The organism is Pseudooceanicola sp. NS-SX9 (assembly GCF_057380705.1).
In genome coordinates this window covers 150,927-167,844 of sequence record NZ_JBXXRN010000006.1, presented here as the reverse complement: position 1 = coordinate 167,844, position 16,918 = coordinate 150,927, and the positions used below count along the sequence as shown (strand labels likewise).

The 16,918-nt window shown below is 68.1% G+C and carries 13 protein-coding genes; 3 read left to right on the top strand and 10 right to left on the bottom strand.

Annotated elements, in window-relative coordinates:
* Window positions 1-86: 86 nt before the first annotated feature.
* Together AC2ITM_RS22755 and AC2ITM_RS22750 are read left to right on the top strand one after the other, a co-directional pair.
* Complete coding sequence (locus tag AC2ITM_RS22755; RefSeq protein WP_486470496.1) at window positions 87-1,304, top strand: M20 metallopeptidase family protein; 1,218 nt, start codon at window positions 87-89, stop codon at window positions 1,302-1,304.
* 15 nt (window positions 1,305-1,319) lie between these two features.
* Window positions 1,320-2,219 (top strand): homocysteine S-methyltransferase family protein, encoded by a 900-nt coding sequence (locus AC2ITM_RS22750; protein ID WP_486470495.1) that lies wholly within the window; start codon window positions 1,320-1,322, stop codon window positions 2,217-2,219.
* A 211-nt stretch (window positions 2,220-2,430) separates the two neighbouring features.
* Here the strand turns inward: AC2ITM_RS22750 and AC2ITM_RS22745 are convergent, their stop codons facing one another.
* The 8 genes from AC2ITM_RS22745 to AC2ITM_RS22710 all read right to left on the bottom strand — a co-directional run bounded on the left by AC2ITM_RS22745 (window position 2,431) and on the right by AC2ITM_RS22710 (window position 13,267).
* A complete protein-coding gene (locus AC2ITM_RS22745) occupies window positions 2,431-2,652 on the bottom strand; it encodes a DUF1127 domain-containing protein (protein WP_486470494.1) in 222 nt (73 codons plus the stop codon).
* A 184-nt stretch (window positions 2,653-2,836) separates the two neighbouring features.
* Window positions 2,837-4,336 (bottom strand): aldehyde dehydrogenase, encoded by a 1,500-nt coding sequence (locus AC2ITM_RS22740; protein ID WP_486470493.1) that lies wholly within the window; start codon window positions 4,334-4,336, stop codon window positions 2,837-2,839.
* A gap of 988 nt (window positions 4,337-5,324) precedes the next feature.
* The gene (locus AC2ITM_RS22735) at window positions 5,325-6,680 is read right to left on the bottom strand and encodes a c-type cytochrome (RefSeq protein ID WP_486470492.1); all 1,356 of its coding nucleotides are present in this window, start codon (window positions 6,678-6,680) and stop codon (window positions 5,325-5,327) included.
* An 11-nt stretch (window positions 6,681-6,691) separates the two neighbouring features.
* Window positions 6,692-8,461 (bottom strand): GMC family oxidoreductase, encoded by a 1,770-nt coding sequence (locus AC2ITM_RS22730; RefSeq protein ID WP_486470491.1) that lies wholly within the window; start codon window positions 8,459-8,461, stop codon window positions 6,692-6,694.
* A 2-nt stretch (window positions 8,462-8,463) separates the two neighbouring features.
* The gene (locus AC2ITM_RS22725; protein ID WP_486470490.1) at window positions 8,464-9,165 is read right to left on the bottom strand and encodes a gluconate 2-dehydrogenase subunit 3 family protein; all 702 of its coding nucleotides are present in this window, start codon (window positions 9,163-9,165) and stop codon (window positions 8,464-8,466) included.
* Window positions 9,166-9,490: 325 nt separating this feature from the next.
* Entirely contained in the window at window positions 9,491-11,731 is a 2,241-nt protein-coding gene (locus AC2ITM_RS22720) for a xanthine dehydrogenase family protein molybdopterin-binding subunit (protein WP_486470489.1), read from the bottom strand.
* Window positions 11,724-12,773: an FAD binding domain-containing protein gene (locus AC2ITM_RS22715; RefSeq protein ID WP_486470488.1), complete on the bottom strand. Its 1,050-nt coding sequence runs from the start codon at window positions 12,771-12,773 to the stop codon at window positions 11,724-11,726. The genes AC2ITM_RS22720 and AC2ITM_RS22715 overlap by 8 nt, the downstream gene beginning before the upstream one ends.
* Window positions 12,770-13,267 carry a (2Fe-2S)-binding protein gene (locus AC2ITM_RS22710; RefSeq protein WP_486470487.1) on the bottom strand — a complete coding sequence of 166 codons (498 nt, stop codon included), beginning with the start codon at window positions 13,265-13,267 and terminating at the stop codon, window positions 12,770-12,772. The genes AC2ITM_RS22715 and AC2ITM_RS22710 overlap by 4 nt, the downstream gene beginning before the upstream one ends.
* 133 nt (window positions 13,268-13,400) lie before the next feature.
* Between AC2ITM_RS22710 and AC2ITM_RS22705 the strand changes: the two genes are divergently transcribed.
* Window positions 13,401-13,979, top strand: coding sequence for a TetR/AcrR family transcriptional regulator (locus tag AC2ITM_RS22705; protein WP_486470486.1), 579 nt, complete (start codon window positions 13,401-13,403; stop codon window positions 13,977-13,979).
* 40 nt (window positions 13,980-14,019) lie between these two features.
* On the opposite strand, the gene AC2ITM_RS22700 is transcribed toward AC2ITM_RS22705, so the two are convergent.
* Both AC2ITM_RS22700 and AC2ITM_RS22695 read right to left on the bottom strand, forming a co-directional pair.
* Entirely contained in the window at window positions 14,020-16,035 is a 2,016-nt protein-coding gene (locus AC2ITM_RS22700) for a TonB-dependent receptor domain-containing protein (protein ID WP_486470485.1), read from the bottom strand.
* A 96-nt stretch (window positions 16,036-16,131) separates the two neighbouring features.
* Window positions 16,132-16,917 carry a heme ABC transporter ATP-binding protein gene (locus tag AC2ITM_RS22695; RefSeq protein ID WP_486470484.1) on the bottom strand — a complete coding sequence of 262 codons (786 nt, stop codon included), beginning with the start codon at window positions 16,915-16,917 and terminating at the stop codon, window positions 16,132-16,134.
* Window position 16,918 lies beyond the last annotated feature (1 nt).

The window sequence follows — 16,918 nt, the reverse complement described above, 5'->3', positions numbered from 1 at the left end:
TCCTCCGGGTTATTGCTTTCCTCTTGTTGCCCGATCGTATAACAAATGCCAAGACAAACGGATCCAGCCCCCCGGAGGTTCAGGCCATGACCGAGCGCGCAGCAACCGATATGGGCATCAACGATCCCGGGGCGCTGATCGACGCCCGGATCGAGGCCCTGGCCCCGCATCTGGTGGCGCTGCGGCGCGACATCCATGCCCATCCCGAAACCGGCTTTGACACCATCCGCACCGCCGCCCTGGTGGCCGAGGAACTGCGCGGCCTGGGCCTGCCGGTGCAGACCGGCGTCGGCCGCACCGGCGTCGTGGCCGAGATCGCGGGCGCCACGCCCGGGCCCACCCTGATCCTGCGCGCCGACATGGACGCCCTGCCGATCCAGGAACGCACCGGGCTGCCTTTTGCCTCGACCGTGCCGGGCAAGATGCATGCCTGCGGCCATGATTTCCACACCGCCGCCCTGCTGGGTGCCGCCCATGCCCTGAGCGGCCTCGGCGACAAGATCGCCGGCACCGTGCGGCTGGTCTTCCAGCCGGCCGAGGAAACCCAGGACAGCGGCGCCGCCGCGATGGTGGCCGATGGTGCGGCCGATGGCGTCGCCATGGCCGTGGCCTTCCACAACCAGCCCGAGATGCCTGCCGGCCAGCTGCGGCTGAACCGCGGCGCCACCACCGCCTCCAGCGACGAATTCCGCGTCACGCTGGCGGGGCGCTCGGGCCATGCGGCGCGCCCGCACCTGGCGGCCGATCCGATCGTCGGCGCCGCCTATGTGATCACCCAGTTGCAAAGCATCGTCTCGCGCCGGATGGACCCGGCCGATCCGATGGTGCTGACCATCGGGCAGATCTCGGGCGGGTTCACCGAGAACATCATCCCCGACAGCTGCACCTTCTCGGGCACCGTGCGCTGCCGCTCGGCCCAGACCCGCGACATGGCCGAAGAGGCCTTTCGCCAGATCTGCACCGAGGCCGCCCACGCCCAGGGCCTTGAGGCCGAGATCACCTATATCCGCGGCTGCCCGGCGCTGGTCAATGACGACGCCCTCGTCACCCGTGCCGAAGCCATCCTGAAAGAGCACTTCGGCACCCCGCCCAAGGTCGTGGTCGGGACCGATTTCGGGGCCGAGGATTTCTCGTATTTCTCGGAACGCATCCCGTCGTTCCAGCTGCAGATCGGCTCGGGCCAGCCCGGGCGTGACGACCGGCTGCACAATTCCGATTACCAACCCGACGAAAGCGCCATCCCGGTGACCGCGCGCGCGCTGGCACGCCTGGCCCTGGATCTGCTGACCCACGCCCCCGACTGACTTTCGGAGACCCCCATGACCCAGATCACCCTGCTTGACGGCGGCATGAGCCGCGAGCTGCAACGCTGCGGCGCCGAGCTGCGCCAGCCGGAATGGTCGGCGCTGGCGCTGATCGAGGCGCCGCAGACCGTGCGCGCCGCCCACGAGGCCTTCCTGAAGGCGGGCTCTCAGGTCGTCACGACCAACAGCTATGCCGTGGTGCCCTTCCACCTGGGCGAGGCGCGTTTTGCTGCCGATGGCGCGCAGCTGGCGGCGGATGCGGCGCATCTGGCGCGCGTGGCCGCCGATGACTTTCCCGGCGCGCGCGTGGCCGGCAGCCTGCCGCCGCCCTGCGGCTCCTACATGCCCGAGGCCTTCGACGCCGCCGTGGCGCGCCCGATCCTTGACGTTCTGGTCGCGGCGATGAACCCCGATGTCGACCTGTGGCTGGGCGAAACCCTGTCGTCGCTGGCCGAGGCGCGCACCGCCGCCGAAGCCGTCGCCGCCACGGGCAAGCCGCTTTGGCTGTCCTTCACCCTGCGCGACCGCAAGGGCGCCGAGCTGGAAACCCCGGCGCTGCGTTCGGGCGAAACGGTGGCGGATGCGGCGAAACTGGCGCTGGAGCTGGGCTCCGAGGCGCTGCTGTTCAACTGCTCGATGCCCGAGGTGATGGCCCCCGCGATCCGGGCCGCCCTGGCGGCGATGGGCGACAAGGCCCTGCCGATCGGCGTCTATGCGAATGCCTTCGGCTCCCAGGACGAGGACGGCGCCGCGAACGAGGTCATCTCGGAGGTGCGCAAGGACCTGACGCCCGAGGGCTACATCGGCTGGGCCGATGCCTGGGTTGCGGCGGGTGCGACGATGGTGGGCGGCTGCTGCGGCATCGAATCCCCGCATATCGCGGCGCTGGCGGCGCATTTCGCCGACAAGGCGTGACAGGTCCCGCGGGACCTTTCCGGGCCTGATCCGCAGGCCCGCCCCTTCAGGGCCCGGTGGATCGGAACCGATCCGTCGGGCCTTTTCCTTCGGCCCCGGGGCCGCCCTGGGGGGCCGGGCGGACATGAAAAAGCCGGGCCAACAGGCCCGGCGCGGTCGGTGCGGGATCGGGGATGCAGCCTTGCGGTCCCTCCTCCGGACCGGCGCGCCGTCAGCGCGCGTTCAGGCCTGCCATCACGGCGGCGCGGATGTTGCTGCGGGCAATGCCCAGATCCGACAGTTCACGGTCCGACAGGTTCGACAGCTCGTTGATCGCGCGGCGGGCGCGGATCCAGGTCTGCAGCGCGGCAATCGGGTTGCCCAGCGGGGCGGCAAAGGGGGTGCCCAGGCTGTAGCGGTCGAAAACGGGGACGTTGGTGGATTGAGTGGCCATGTCTTGCTCTCCGGTTCATCTACTGTGTTTCGTCTTGAGCCACAGATAGGCGATCCCCGTTGTTGGCGCTAACATCAAAACCGAATTGCCGCCATGCAGCGAGCGAATGGCATGAATTGCCGCGATGCAGAAAGGCGGCCCCGAGGGACCGCCTTGCGCCATGGATACCGTCTGTGCGGCGTGATCAGCCCAGGTTGATCCAGACGGATTTGGTCTGGGTGTACTGGCTCAGGGCCTCATAGGCCTTGTCGCGGCCATTGCCGGTCTGCTTGAAGCCGCCCCAGATCGAGGTCATGTCGCCATGGTCAAAGCAGTTCACCCAGCAGACGCCGGCCTCCATCTGCTGGCCGAAGGTATGCGCCTTGACCAGATCGCGCGTCCAGACCGAGGCCGCCAGCCCGTAGGCGCTGTCATTGGCGATCTCCAGCGCGTCTTCCAGGCCATCGACGGGGATGATCGTGCCGACGGGACCAAAGATTTCCTCCTGCGCGATGACCATGGCGTTGTTGACGCCGGTGAACAGCGTCGGTTCCACATAGGCGCCCGGCGCAAGGGATGCGGGTGCACTGCCGCCAAGCGCCAGCGTGGCGCCCTCGGCCTTGCCCTGCTCGATATAGCCCAGCACGCGCTTTTGCTGCTCGGCCGTGACAAGGGGGCCCATGGTGGTTTCGGGATCCAGCGGATCGCCCAGCTTGAAGCTGCTGGCGGTGATTTCCAGGAACTTCTCGACAAAGGCGTCATGCAGCGGCTTTGCCACCAAAATGCGCGAGCCCGCGTTGCAGACCTCGCCCTGGTTGCCGTAGATGCCGTTCACCGCATAGGTGGCGGCGGTCTCGATGTCGTCCCAGTCGTCCAGGATGATCTGCGGGGTCTTGCCACCGCATTCGGTGGTGACGCGCTTCATGTTGGACTGGCCGGCATAGATCATCAGCAGCTTGCCCACCTCGGTCGAGCCGGTGAAGGCGATCTTGTCGACCCCCATGTGCAGCGCCAGCGCCTTGCCCGCCTCTTCGCCCAGACCATGGACGACGTTCAGCACGCCCGCGGGGCCCCCGGCCTCGATGAACAGTTCCGCCAGCAGGCAGGCCGACAGGGGCGATTGTTCCGCAGGCTTCAGCACGACCGCGTTGCCGGTCGCCAGCGCCGGGCCCAGCTTCCATGCGGCCATCATCAGCGGATAGTTCCACGGCGTGATGATCCCCACCACGCCCAGCGGCTGGTTCAGGATGTAATGCAGCGCATCCGGGGCGGTCGAGGTGACCTTGCCGTCGAACTTGTCGATGCATTCGGCGAAGAACTTGATCGCCGTGACCGAGCCGGGCACGTCGATGTTCATCATGTCCATTACCGGCTTGCCCATGTCGAGGCTGTCGAGCACGGCAAATTCCTCGGCATGGGCCTCGATCAGGGCGGCGAATTTCTCCAGCACGGCCATGCGGTCGCGCGGCGCCATCCTGGACCAGACGCCCGAGCGGAAGGCCTTGCGGGCCACCGCGACGGCGGCGTCGATCTCGGCCTGGCCACCGCGGGCGACCTCGGCGATGACGGTGCCGGTGGCGGGGTTGATCGAGGGGAAGACGGCGCCCGAGGCGGAGGGCACATAGGTCCCGTCGATGAAATGCCTGGTGCAAAGGCTCAGTTTCTCGGCAGCGGCCTGCCAGTAGGCAAGGGTGTAGTCGGTCATGGAAAGCTCCTGTCGTGGTAGGTTTTGATTGCGGTCGTGCCGCAGGCCGACCGGGAGGACGATGAGGATCACCAGAGCCCGCACGATCCGCGCACCGATGGCGTTGACCTTGGGGGGATGCCCCGGCGCAGGGTGGAAGAGATGTGGATGGGCCGCAGGATCGCGCAGCCCGCCGGAAAATAGGTGACGAAAAGCGCGTCGAAGGAAAGAGGTAAGGACAGCAGGGCCGCCCCCCGAGGGGGGGGGGCTGTTTGCAGCGCCAGCAGGATGATGAAAAGGAAGGGCCGGACGGCGCTGGCCAGATCGGACCGGGCCTTTGGCGGGCTGCGCCCGACGCCGGGCCGGGCCCCGCGACAGAACGGACGTGACGCGCCCCCCAGTGCCCGGGCGCTGCCCGTTCTGGCGCAACCGCAGATACGGCCGGGCTGGGATATATACCGGCGGGCCGGAGGAAGAGAGGGCCTTCTGCCCGGCCGGAAGGCGGGTGCAGCCGCCCCGCAGGGCGTCGATGCGCATGCCCGGGGGGCCGAACACCCCGCCCGACGAAGAGAGGGCCGGATGCGTCGGGGCCAGACACCGGCAAGGACGGACCCCGCCGTCAGGAACCGCGCCCGGGGTCCGAATGGCCAGAACCGGAGGGGCAGAAGCCGAGGCGCGGGCGCATGAACGTCAGCGGACGGTTGACCTGGCACCGGCCAGGACGGGAAGAGCGCGGCGCCTGCGGTCATCTGTGCCCGGATCCCGGGCCGCCCATCGCGTGCAAGGGCCAGGGCAAGGGGGAACGCACCTTTTCCACGCCTGCGGGGCGCGCGTTTGAACGTGCCAGCCTTCCGGGCGCTGCGGCGCAGCATGATCCGGCCCGCGCCGGACGCTGACAGCCGTTCCGGGGCAGGCCCCGCGACATCCGGGGCAGGGGCATGAAAAAGGGCCGGTCACCCGGACCGGCCCTTTCGCTGTCTTGATCAGAAACGCCGCGACGGGCGCGGGATCACTCGGCCGGGTTGGCGTTGCGCACCGCGGTGACCTCTGCTGCGGTCACGGGACCGGCATCGTTGCCCCAGTTCTGGCGCAGGAAGTTCGCCAGCGCGGCCACGTCGCCGTCGCTCAGCCGGTCGGCATAGCCCTGCATGACCAGCTGCATCGGACGTTCCTTGGTCGAGGGCACCTGGGCCCCGTTCAGGATGATCGAGATCAGCGGATCCACCTTGTCCGAGACGACCAGCGAATTATGCGCCAGTTCCGGGAAGACCCCCGGCGCGCCCTTGCCGGTGACAAAATGGCAGGCCGAGCAGTTGTCGAGGTAGAGCCGCGCGCCCAGCGGCATGTCGGGGCTGGCCTCCGTCAGCATCTTGGCGGTGGCCTCGCCGTCCTTGTCGGGCCCGGCCGCAGGGATCGCCTGGGGCGTGGCTGCGGCCAGCGTCGTCGGCACGTCGCCCACCTTGCCGCTGAGCCCCTTCAGGAAGACCGCCATGGCGATGTTGTCGGCGTCGCTCAGGTACTGGGTCGAGTCCTTGACCACCAGGCCCATCTCGCCATTGGCGGTGGAATGGGCGTTGCGGCCGGTGGCCAGGTAGCTGGCCAGTTCGGCCACGCTCCAGTTGGCCAGAGACGAGGCCGGGCCCTGCAGCGCCGGGGCCGCCCAGTCGCCGACCACGCCGCCGGTCAGGAAGGCCTTGTCGCCGGCATGTACGCCGCCTTCGGCCATCAGGCTGTTGCGCGGGCTGTGGCAGGCGGCGCAGTGGCCCGGTCCTTCGACCAGGTACTGGCCACGGGCGGCCGCGTCACCGCTGACGGTGGCGGCAAAGCCGTTCTCGCCATGCAGGGCGACCCAGTTCCAGGCCCGGATGCCGAAGCGCATGTTGAAGGGGAAGGACAGCGCGGTGTCCTGCACCTTGTTGCTGACGGCGGGGACGTCGTTCATCAGGTAATCGTAGAGGGCACGGATGTCCTCTTCGCTCATGAAGCGGTAGTTCTCGTAGGGCATGGCCGGGTAGAGGTGCTTGCCCCCCGGGGCCACGCCGTCGACCAGCGCCGCGCGGAAGTCATCCAGCGACCAGGAACCGATGCCGGTCTCCTTGTCAGGGGTGATGTTGCTGGCCCAGATCGTGCCCATGGGGCTGGCGATGCCCTTGCCGCCCGCCAGTTCCTTGCCGCCGGTGGCGGTGTGGCAGGCAGCGCAGTCGGCCGCGCGCATGACGTATTCGCCCTGGCCCGGCTGCGGTTTCCAGTCCGCGGCCAGCTGTTCGGTCGCCGCCGAACGCTGGACGGGCACGAAGATGAAGGCCACAAGGGCCACGACGCCCAGCACAACCAGGCCCGCGATGATCTTCAGAAAGGTTTTCATCAGGGCGCTCCTCAGACCAGCGGACGCGGGTTGGACAGGTACTGGGTGCGGATCGCGTGGACCGTGTGATAGGCCAGCGCGCCCACAAGGCCCGTCGGGTTGTACTGGGTGTTCTGCACGAAGTTGCCCGCACCCAGGGCGAAGACGTTGTGCTTGTCCCAGGCCTGGCTGTAGCGGTTCACGACGCCGGTGCTGGCGCTGTCGGACATGATGTGGCCGCCCACGGTATGGGTGGTCTGGTAGGGACGCACGTCATATTGCGCACCGATGTCCTTGAAGCTGGACTGCACCAGATCGGCCCCCATGGTGGCCGCCAGCGGCTCCATCTGCTTGCGCATGTGCTGGTTCATCCGCAGGTCGTTGTCCTGCCAGTTGAAGGTCATGCGCATCAGCGGACGGCCGTGCGGGTCCTTGTAGGTCGGGTCCAGGTCGAGGTGGTTGTTGTTGTACGACATCAACGAGCCATGCGCGCCGATCGACATGGCGTGGCCGTACCACTTGCCGATGCCTTCCTTCCAGCCCGCGCCCCAGCTGGGCGTGCCCTTGGGCAGCGGCATCGAGCGGATCGGCTGGCCGTTGAACGTCCCCGAGCGCCAGTAGGCACCGCCGATGAAGCCTTCCTTGCCAAAGTCGATCTGGTTGACCGAGAAATCATCGATGCAGACCCCGTTGGCGCCGGTGCCGACGAAGGGGTTGAAGTTGGCATCCTCGTAGAACAGCGTCACGCCGCCGGTCATCTGGTAGGAATAGTTCTTGCCGGTCACGCCCTGGCCGGTGGCGGGGTTGAAGGCCTCGCCAATGCCCGACAGCAGCATCAGGTGCACGTTGTTCAGCTGGAACGACGACAGGATCACAATGTCGGCGGGCTGGAACACCTCTTCCTGCGCCTGGGCATCCCAGTAGGTGACGCCGGTGGCGGTCTTGCCATCGGCGGCCATCTCGACGCGCAGCACTTCGGAATGGGTGCGGTATTCGAAATTCGGCATCCGCTTCAGCGCGTCCAGGATGGTCGTCTGGGGCGAGGATTTCGAATATTGGTAGCAGCCGAAGCGTTCGCAGAAGCCGCAGTAGTTGCACGGCCCCATCTGCATCCCGTAGGGGTTCACATAGGCGGTCGAGGCAATGCCCGCCGGCGCCTGGAACGGGTGATAGCCCGCGGCCTTGCAGGCATCGTAGAATTTCGAGCTGTCGTAGGTCCGCTTCATCGGCGGCATCGGGTAGTCTTCGGACCGCCAGCCCTCGAACGGGTTGCCGCCCTCGCGCTTTTCGCCCTTGATGTTGCCGGCCTGGCCGGAGATGCCCGCGACCTTCTCGAACTGGGTGAAGAAGGGTTCCATCTCGTCATAGGTGACGGGATAGTCGCCGATCGTCATGTCCGCCGGGATGATCTGTTCGCCCCAGTTTTCCTTGACGTAAGAGCGCAGGCGCATTTCCTCGGGTTGGGGGCGCCAGAACAGGCCGTTCCAGTGCGTGCCCGCGCCGCCCACGCCGTTGCCCGGCAGGAACGACCCCATCGAGCGGTAGGGCAGGGCCACCTCGCCATCATTGCGCCGCACGGTGACAGTCTGCTGCGAGGGCTTTTGCATGTTCTTCAGACGGACGCCGTATTTCAGCTCGTCGATCTGGTTGGGATATTTGAACTCGGGCACCGTGTTCTGGTCGCGGCCGCGTTCCAGGGCGACGATCTCCAGGCCTTCCTGGGCCAGTTCGATCCCCGCGATGGACCCCGTCCAGCCGAGGCCGACGATGACGACGTCCTTCTTCTTTTCCTGACGTGCCATGCTCAAGCCCTCTCGCCCGTGATGGACACCGGGCCCAGCGGATATTTGACGTTGTGGCGCTCGGGCCATTCGCGGTAGGCGGCGCGCGCCCCGGGGAAGCCGATGTAGACCCAGGACTGCATGCCGTGGTTGCCGCCGTACATCGGGTCGGCGAAATAGCCTTCCTTGGTGTTGGCCAGCAGCGTGGTGAAGAAGATCGACACTTCGGGCGGCAGCGGAACCTCGCCCTTCTGCAGCTTGGTCAGGACGGCATCCTGCTTGTCGGCGGCCAGATCGGCAAAGACCGCACCCTCGTTCGCCTTGCACCAGTCGTCGATGACCGGGATGGCCTTGCGGTAGACCTCGGCCGGGTTCAGCGGCGTCTGCCAGCCGCGATCGGCGGCGGCCGAGGCATTGTAGGGGCCCTGCATGTACCAGTCGACCGCGGTGCCGTATTCCCCGGCCAGCTGCAGGTCGATGAAGACCGGCACGCGGGTTTCCAGGGCACCGGGGCCATTGCCGTCCGAGGGGATCAGCCGTGCCGTCGCCGCCATCACGAAGGCCCATTCCTGGGCATTCAGATAGGTGCGCTCATACTGGTCCAGGGGAACGGGCGGCTTGGCCTCTTCGGCCTTGGCCGAGAAGGCCACCCCCGAAAGCGCGAAACCCGCGGCCGAGGCTTTCAGAAAGCCGCGGCGGCTGGGGTATCCGGGTAAATCTGTCATTGGTTACTGTCCTGCCGAAAAGGTGGAACGTACGTGCCCACAGAAAGTGGACATATTGTCGCACTACGCCTCTCGGGAGATAGTCGCAACCGGGGCCAGGTCCCGCCCCGCCGCGGCCAGAGGATGCGGAGGTGATGCCACGCCACGATAACGCCAAAACAATGTTTCGTCAAAAACCCTGTTTCACAGGAGATTTTACCGGAATTGATACCCGGGACGCTCTCTTTTCCCGGAAGCGGATGTGCATTTCCGCACATCCGCCTGCGCAGGGATCAACGGGCCTGACCGGCGCCGACCGGCCGGCACTGGCCAGGCCCGGCCCGGATCAGCCCTGCAGCAGGTCCTCGATGCGGATCGGGAAGCGGCGGATGCGCTGGCCGGTGGCGTGCCAGATGGCGTTGCCGATGGCGCCCACGGTGCCGGTGACGCCGATCTCTCCGACGCCCTTGATGCCCAGCAGGTTCACATGGGGGTCGTCCTCGTGGACGGTGATGACCTGCAGGCCCGCCACGTCGGCATTGACCGGCACATGGTAGCCCGCCAGATCGGCGTTCAGCACCCGGCCCGTGCGGGGGTCGTATTTCGCCTCTTCGTGCAGTGCCATGCCGATGCCCCAGATCATGCCGCCGTATAGCTGGCTTTCGGCCAGCCGCGGGTTGATGATCCGACCGGCGGCAAAGGCGCCCACCAGCCGCGTCACCCGCATCTGGCACAGGTCCGGGTCCACCATCACCTCGGCAAAGACCGCGCCATGAGAACTCATGGCGTGGCGTTCGGCGTCCTCCTGCGGACGGGCGGCGCTGCCATTGCCCACCAGATCGGCGCCGTGCCGCTGCAGGATCGCCGCGAAGGGTTCCCCGCGCGCGGGGTCTTCCGCCAGGATCAGCCGCCCGTCATGGCCCGCGAAGGCCGCATTGCCCGCACCATACAGCGGCGAGGCCGGATCGGCTGCGGCGATCTCTCCCAGCTGGCGGATCACGTCGGTGCCGGCGGCGTGCAGCGCGCCCCCGGCCGTCGCCGTATGACCCGAGCCCCCCGCAACGCCCCCGTCGGGCAGCGACGAATGGCCCGAGCGGAACTCGACCTTCTCAAGCGGCAGGCCCAGGGCATCGGCGGCAATCTGCGCCAGCGCCGTCCAGGCGCCCTGGCCCATGTCCGCAGCCGAGGTCTCGACCAGCGCGGTGCCGTCGGCGCGCAGCGTGGCGCGGGCCTGGGCCTGGAACATCGGCGCGGGGAACAGCGCCGTGCCCATGCCCCAGCCCACCAGCTTGCCGTCGGCGCTGCGCATCTGCCCGGGCGCCAGCGGCCGGGCGCCCCAGCCGAAGGCCTCGGCCCCCTTCTGGTAGCATTCCCTGAGCGCCTTCGAGGAAAACGGCCGCCCCGTGCCCGGCTCGGTCTCGGCATAGTTCTTCAGGCGGAAGGCCAGCGGGTCCAGGCCCGCCTGCCAGGCCATCTCGTCCATGGCGCATTCCAGCGCGGCCGAGCCCGAGGCCTCGCCCGGGGCGCGCATCGGCCCCGGCGTACCCACGTCCAGCCGCACCCCGCGATGGGTCGAACGCAGCGCCTGCGCCGCATAAAGCCCCTGGGACGCATTCGCCGCCGGTTCGTGGAAATCGTCGAACATCGAGGTTTCCGAAAGGCTTGCGTGATCCAGAGCCAGCAGGGCGCCGTCGCGGTCGAGCCCCAGGTGCAGGTCCTGCCGGGTGGCGCCGCGATGGCCCGTGGGGCCGAACATCTGGGCGCGCGGCAGCATCATCTTGACCGGGCGCTGCAGCTCGCGCGCGGCCAGGATCGCCAGCACCTGCGGCCCGATCGGAATGGCCTTCGAGCCAAAGCCACCCCCCAGATAGGGGCTGCGCAGGGTGACGTTTTCCGCCGGGATCCCGAAGAACCAGGCGAAGGCCGCGCAGGACATCACCAGCGCCTGGCTGGGCAGGTCGAGCGTTAGCCGGTCACCGTCCCATTGCGCCACGACAGCATGGGTTTCCATGGCGTTATGGTACTGCGCGGCGGTGGTGTAGGTGACGTCGATCCCCTGCGCCTCGGCGGCACGGGCGGCCTCCATGTCGCCATGTACCGTCGGCGCGGGGCGGCCGAAGGCGCCGGGCTGCACGTCATAGGCGGGCCCATCGTCCAGCGCGATCCGGGGCGGTTCCATGGCGTATTGCGGGTTCAGCAGACGGGCGCCCTCGGCTGCGGCTTCGGGGGTTTCGGCCAGCACCATGGCGACGGGCTGACCGGCATAGCGCACCGTATCGTCCTGCAGGACCTCGATCCGAAACGAGAAGAAGGTGGGCTTTTCGCTGGGATCGCCCTCCAGATGGGGACGGTTCGCCGGTGTCAGCACGCGGACGACACCGGGATGCGCCAGCGCCGCATCGACATCCAGATGGGTGACGCGGCCGCGCGCGATGGTGGCCGGGGCACAGACCGCGTGCAGCAGGTGGTCCGGCAGGGTGTCGGCGGCAAAGGTCGCGGTGCCGGTGACCTTCGCCAGGCCATCGCGGCGCGTCACCGGCTGACCGGCGTTCGAGCCGAAGCGGAAGGGCTGGACGGTATCAGGCATGACGGGCCTCCGGGGTCAGGGGGGTGAAGGCAGAGCCGGGCAGAGCGGGCAGAACGTCGGGCGTGCCTGCGGCGGCCAGTTCCAGCGCACGGATCGCGGTGCTGCGCGCCAGGCGGCGTTTCCAGGCCAGATCGGGCGCCGGGTTGGCGCCTTCAAGCGCGGCCTCGGCCACGCGGGCAAACAGGGCCGCATCGGGGATCTGGCCGGTCATCAGCGCCTCGGCCCGGGCCAGCCGCCAGGGGACGGGGGCGATAGCGCCCAGGGCCAGGCGGCCTTCGGCGATGCGGGGGCCCTCCATCCGCAGGGCCGCGGCGGCCGAGGTCAGCGCGAAGGCAAACGAGGTGCGCTCTCGCACTTTCAGATAGCGGGCATGGCCGGCGAAAGCGGCAGATCCTGCGGGCAGGCAAAGCGCGGTGATCAGCTCTCCGGGCTGCAGCGCGGTTTCAAGATGCGGCGTATCGCCGGGCAGGCGCAGCAGATCCGCCAGCCGGATCCGGCGCGGGCCAGCGGGGCCTGCGACCTCGACCGCCGCATCAAGGGCGGCAAGGGGCACGCAGAAATCCGACGGATGGGTGGCGGAACAGGCGGCGCTGGCACCCAGCAGCGCCTGGGGGGCGGCCTGCGCAGCATCGCAGCCCGATCCGGCCTCGCGGCGGTTGCAGGCGCTGCCGGGCAGCTGGAACCAGGGGCAGCGGGTCTTTTGCAGCAGGTTCCCCGCCACCGTCGCGGCATTGCGCACCTGGCCGGAGGCGCCCGACAGCAGCGCCTCGGCCACCATGGGATAGCGCGCAGCAAAGGCCGGATCGTGCGCCAGATCGGCATTGCGCACCAGCGCACCGATGCGGGCGCTGCCGTCCACCGACAACTCGATCCCCGACAGGCCGGGCAGGCGGGTGATGTCGATCACCCGGTCCGGCAGCGCCACGCCGGTCTTCATCAGATCGACCAGATTGGTGCCCCCGCCCAGCCAGGCGGCACTGGGGGTCCAGGCGGCAAGGGCCTCGGGCAGGGTGGAAGGTTGCACGAAATCAAAGGGTTTCATGCGGCATCTCCCTTGGTCAGAGGGGTCATCTGCGCGGTTGCCTCGGCCACGGCAAGGGTGATGCCGTGATAGGCGGCGCAGCGGCAGATGTTGCCGCTCATGCCTTCGCGGATGCGCTCGGGGTCGCAGCCGGCCTGACCTTCGGCGATCAAGCCCACCGCGCTCAGGATCTGGCCGGGGGTGCAATAGCCGCACTGGAAGGCGTCGTTGTCGATAAAGGCCTGCTGGACGGGATGCAGCGCGCCGTCCCGGGCCAGCCCTTCGATGGTGGTGATCTGCGCGCCCTCAAGCGTCGCGGCCAGCGTCAGGCAGGCATTGGTGCGCCGCCCGTTGACCAGCACGGTACAGGCGCCGCACTGGCCGCGGTCGCAGCCCTTCTTGGTTCCCGGCAGGCTAAGGCGGTCCCGAAGCAGATCCAGAAGCGTCATGCGAACATCGTCGATCGCGATGTCGCGCGCCGCCCCGTTCAGGGTCAGGCTGATGGAGAGTGACATGCGTCCCCCCTTCCTTTGGCGATGGCTGGTGGCCGGACCCTCGCGCCCGGCCGAAGAAATCCGTAAGGTGGTCCCCGGATGCGACAAGAAATACGGAGGGCCCCTCCGTTTTCAAGGGCAGGATGACGATTTCGTGGAAGATGCCACCAGAAAACCCCGGGCCGATGCCCGGAAGAACCGCGAACGGCTGATTTCCGCCGCGCGCGAGGTGCTTGGGCAGGGCGGCCCCGGCGCCAGTCTGGAGGCCGTGGCGCGGCAGGCGGGGGTGGGAATCGGGACCCTTTACCGGCATTTCCCGAACCGCGAGGCGCTGTTTCACGCGGTGTTTTCCCGCGATCTGGAGGCGCTGGTCCAGCAGGCCGAGGCGCTGCAGGGCAGCCCCGATCCGGTGGCGGCGCTGCGCGGCTGGCTGCACGGGAACGTGGCGATGGTGGAAACCAAGCGGGGGATGCTGGGGGCGCTCTCGGTGGTGATGAGCGAGGAATCGAAGCAGGCCTATGCCGACCGGCTGGATCGGGTGACGGCGGCGCTGAACGGGCTGCTGGCGCAGGCGGCGGCCCAGGGCGCGGTGCGCGAGGGCGTGGTGGCCGAGGACCTGCTGCAGACGATGTATGCGCTGTGCTATGCACGCGAACCCGGGCCCGACTGGCGGGCCCAGGTGCTGCGTCTTCTGGATATCTTCCTGGACGGGATCACCGTGCGGCCGCGCTAGGTCCGGCCCGCGATCACCAGCGGGCCGGACAGCGTGCGGATCAGAACGTCTTCGACAGCGTCAGCTTCACGTCCCGGCCGGATTCCGCATAGGAGGCGCCGGTGGTGGTGTATTGCGTCACGTATTGCTGGTTGAAGATGTTGTCGACGCCGAAGTCGACGCGCAGCCCCTGCAGTTGACCGGTTTGCACGGTATAGCTGACGGCGATGTCGTTCACGCCCCAGCCGGTTTCATGCAGGCTGCCCAGGTCCTGGGCTTTGCCCGCGCGCAGCGTCCAGCTGACATCCAGCCCGTTCGGCATCACCCGGCCCAGCGTCAGGCTGGCCTGGTCGGTCAGGGCATACTGGTAATCCGCCCAGCTGGCCGAGGTCCGCTTGCGGTACTTGTTCGAGAAGGTCGTGGTCACGCCCGCCCGGCCATAGAAGCCGCTGGCTATCTGATAGGCCAGCTGCGCCTCCAGACCCTGGCTGGACAGAAGCTCGTAATTGGTGCTGGGATAGGCGTTGTTGTCCCAGATGTCGGTCTGATAAAGGCCGATCTGCGCGCTCAGATTGTCGCCCGCCTGCAGCACGCCCGCACCGGCATAGCGCAGCCCGGTTTCCCAGGTCCGGCTTTTCGACACGCTGTCGCCCCAGTAATCGCCGTTGCTGTGGGTGTAGCCCGCATATTCCGGCAGGGTCAGCCCCTCGGAATAGGTGAACGAGGAATAGGCCGTGACGCCGTGGCCCAGCACCTTTTCCACGCCCAGCCCCGCGCTGCGCGCCGTGGCATCCATGTCATCCAGCGCCGTGCCGGAGGTCGACAGCAGGTTGTAAAGCGACTGTTTCTCAAGCCGCCCGGCGGCCGAGACGCTCCAGCCCTGGCCAAAGTCCATCTTGTCGATGGCAAAGAGCGCCTGGCGGTTGTATTCGCCCGCCCCGGCGACGCCGCTCATCACGCCGTCATGTTCCTGATGCGCGATCTCGACGCCCGCGCGCAGGGTGTGGTCCACGCCACCGGTGCTGAAGCGGGCGGTGTTCTTGGCGCTGAGCGTATCGGTATCGACGCTGTAATCGCCCGCGAACATCGAGGAAATCGTCGACAGGCCCTCGATGTGGTATTTCTGGCGGGACCGGGAATACTTCAGCTCGAAATCGACCAGCGGGTTGCCGGTGGGCTGGTAGGTATAGGCAACGCTCGCGACATTGCCCTTGCGGTGGCGGTTGACGTTGCCGAAGACCGAAAGGGGGCTCGAGGTTGCGTAGGGCACGTTCTGCTGCACGCTTTCGGACTGGTCATAGGTGAAGGTCAGCGCCTGGTCGCGGTTCTCGCCAAAGCGGTAGCGGCCCTTCAGCAGCACGGAAGGCACGTTGTAGCCGCCCAGGTCGATCTCGTCTCCGTTGCCGTCCTTCTTGTTCTTCGAATAGCTGCGCGAATAATTCGCCAGGAAGTCGAAGTTCTGCGTCGGCTGCCAGGCCAGCGTGGTCGAGGTCTTCCAGCCGTCGCCGTTGGAATTGGCGCCCATCACCTGACGCACCTTGAAGCCTTCCTTGTCGCCGGTCAGGTCGGCCGCGTTGATCGTCTGCATGGCGATGGTACCGCCGACGACACCCGATCCGTATTCCAGCGAGGCCAGAGGCCCCTTCAGCACCTGGATCGACTTCAGCAGCGCCGGGTCCACGATCTGACCGGCCGAGTTGCGGTAGAAATTCCCGCCCGCGGTCGAGGTCCCGTCCAGCGCATAGATCACCTGCTGGCTGTCGGGCATGGCCGAGTTGCCGCCGAAATTGCGGATCGTCACGGTCGAGGTCAGCAGGTCCGAGGCCCGCGCCACGCTGACGCCCGGAACGTCCTCGACCGCCTTGGCGACGGTGGCGGGCTGCTTGTGCTTCAGCTGGGCCTCGGTGATCCTGGCGGTGCTGGTGCCGGCGGGGGCGTCGTCCTGCGCCTCGACGGTGATCGGCGCCAGCGCGGTGGTGTCGTCGCTGTCCTGCGCCCGCGCGAGCGAGACCGAGCCGGTGGCGATCAGCAGGCCGAGCGCGGTGCCCGCGACCAGCCGGTGACGTGCATGCGTCATGGGAATTCTCCGTTGGATGGCCCCCCGCATCGGGGGCCCTTGCGTGTCATGTGTCAGTTGGAAGGAGACGCTGGCGGCAGGCTGGCGAATGGGGTGTCAGCCGCTGGCCTGCGGCAGCAGCCAGGGCCGCCCGGGGCCGGGCGCCGTGTTGATCCGAAGGGGGCAGCCATAGCAGGCCGACAGGTCCTCGTCGGTCAGCACCTCGGACGGGGTGCCGATGCGGCGCAGCCGGCCGCCGGACAAAAGCGCGATGCGGTCGGCAAACATCGAGGTCAGGTTCAGATCATGCATCACCGCCACCACGCCGCCGCCGGCGCGGGCGAAATCCTGCGCCAGCCGCATGATCTGCAGCTGATGCCCGATATCCAGCGCCGAGACCGGCTCGTCCAGCAGCAGCCAGCGCGGCTGGCCGTCCAGCACCGGCTGCCAGATCTGCACCAGTACCCGGGCCAGCTGGGCGCGCTGCGCCTCGCCACCCGACAGCTGCTGCACCAGACGCGCCTCGTGGCCCGACAGGCCGACGCGGGCGATGGCGGCGCGCACCAGCGCATCGGGGGCGATGCCCTCGGGCGGCAGGCCGGTGCTCAGGCCAAGGCGGACCAGTTCCAGCAGGGTGAACGGGAAGGCGACGCTGGCGGCCTGCGGCAGCACGGCGCGCTGCAGGGCGCGGGCGGCGGGCGACAGGTGCCGCAGGTCCTGCCCGTTCAGATGGATCGTGCCGGTATAGGCGCGCTCGCCCGCCAGGGCTGACAGAAGGGTGGTCTTGCCCGATCCGTTCGGGCCGACGATGGCCGTCACCTGCCCCGGCTCCGCCTGAAAGCTGACGCTCGCCAGCGCCCGGGCGCGGCCGTAGGTGACGGTAAGGTCGGTGGCGCTCAGCATG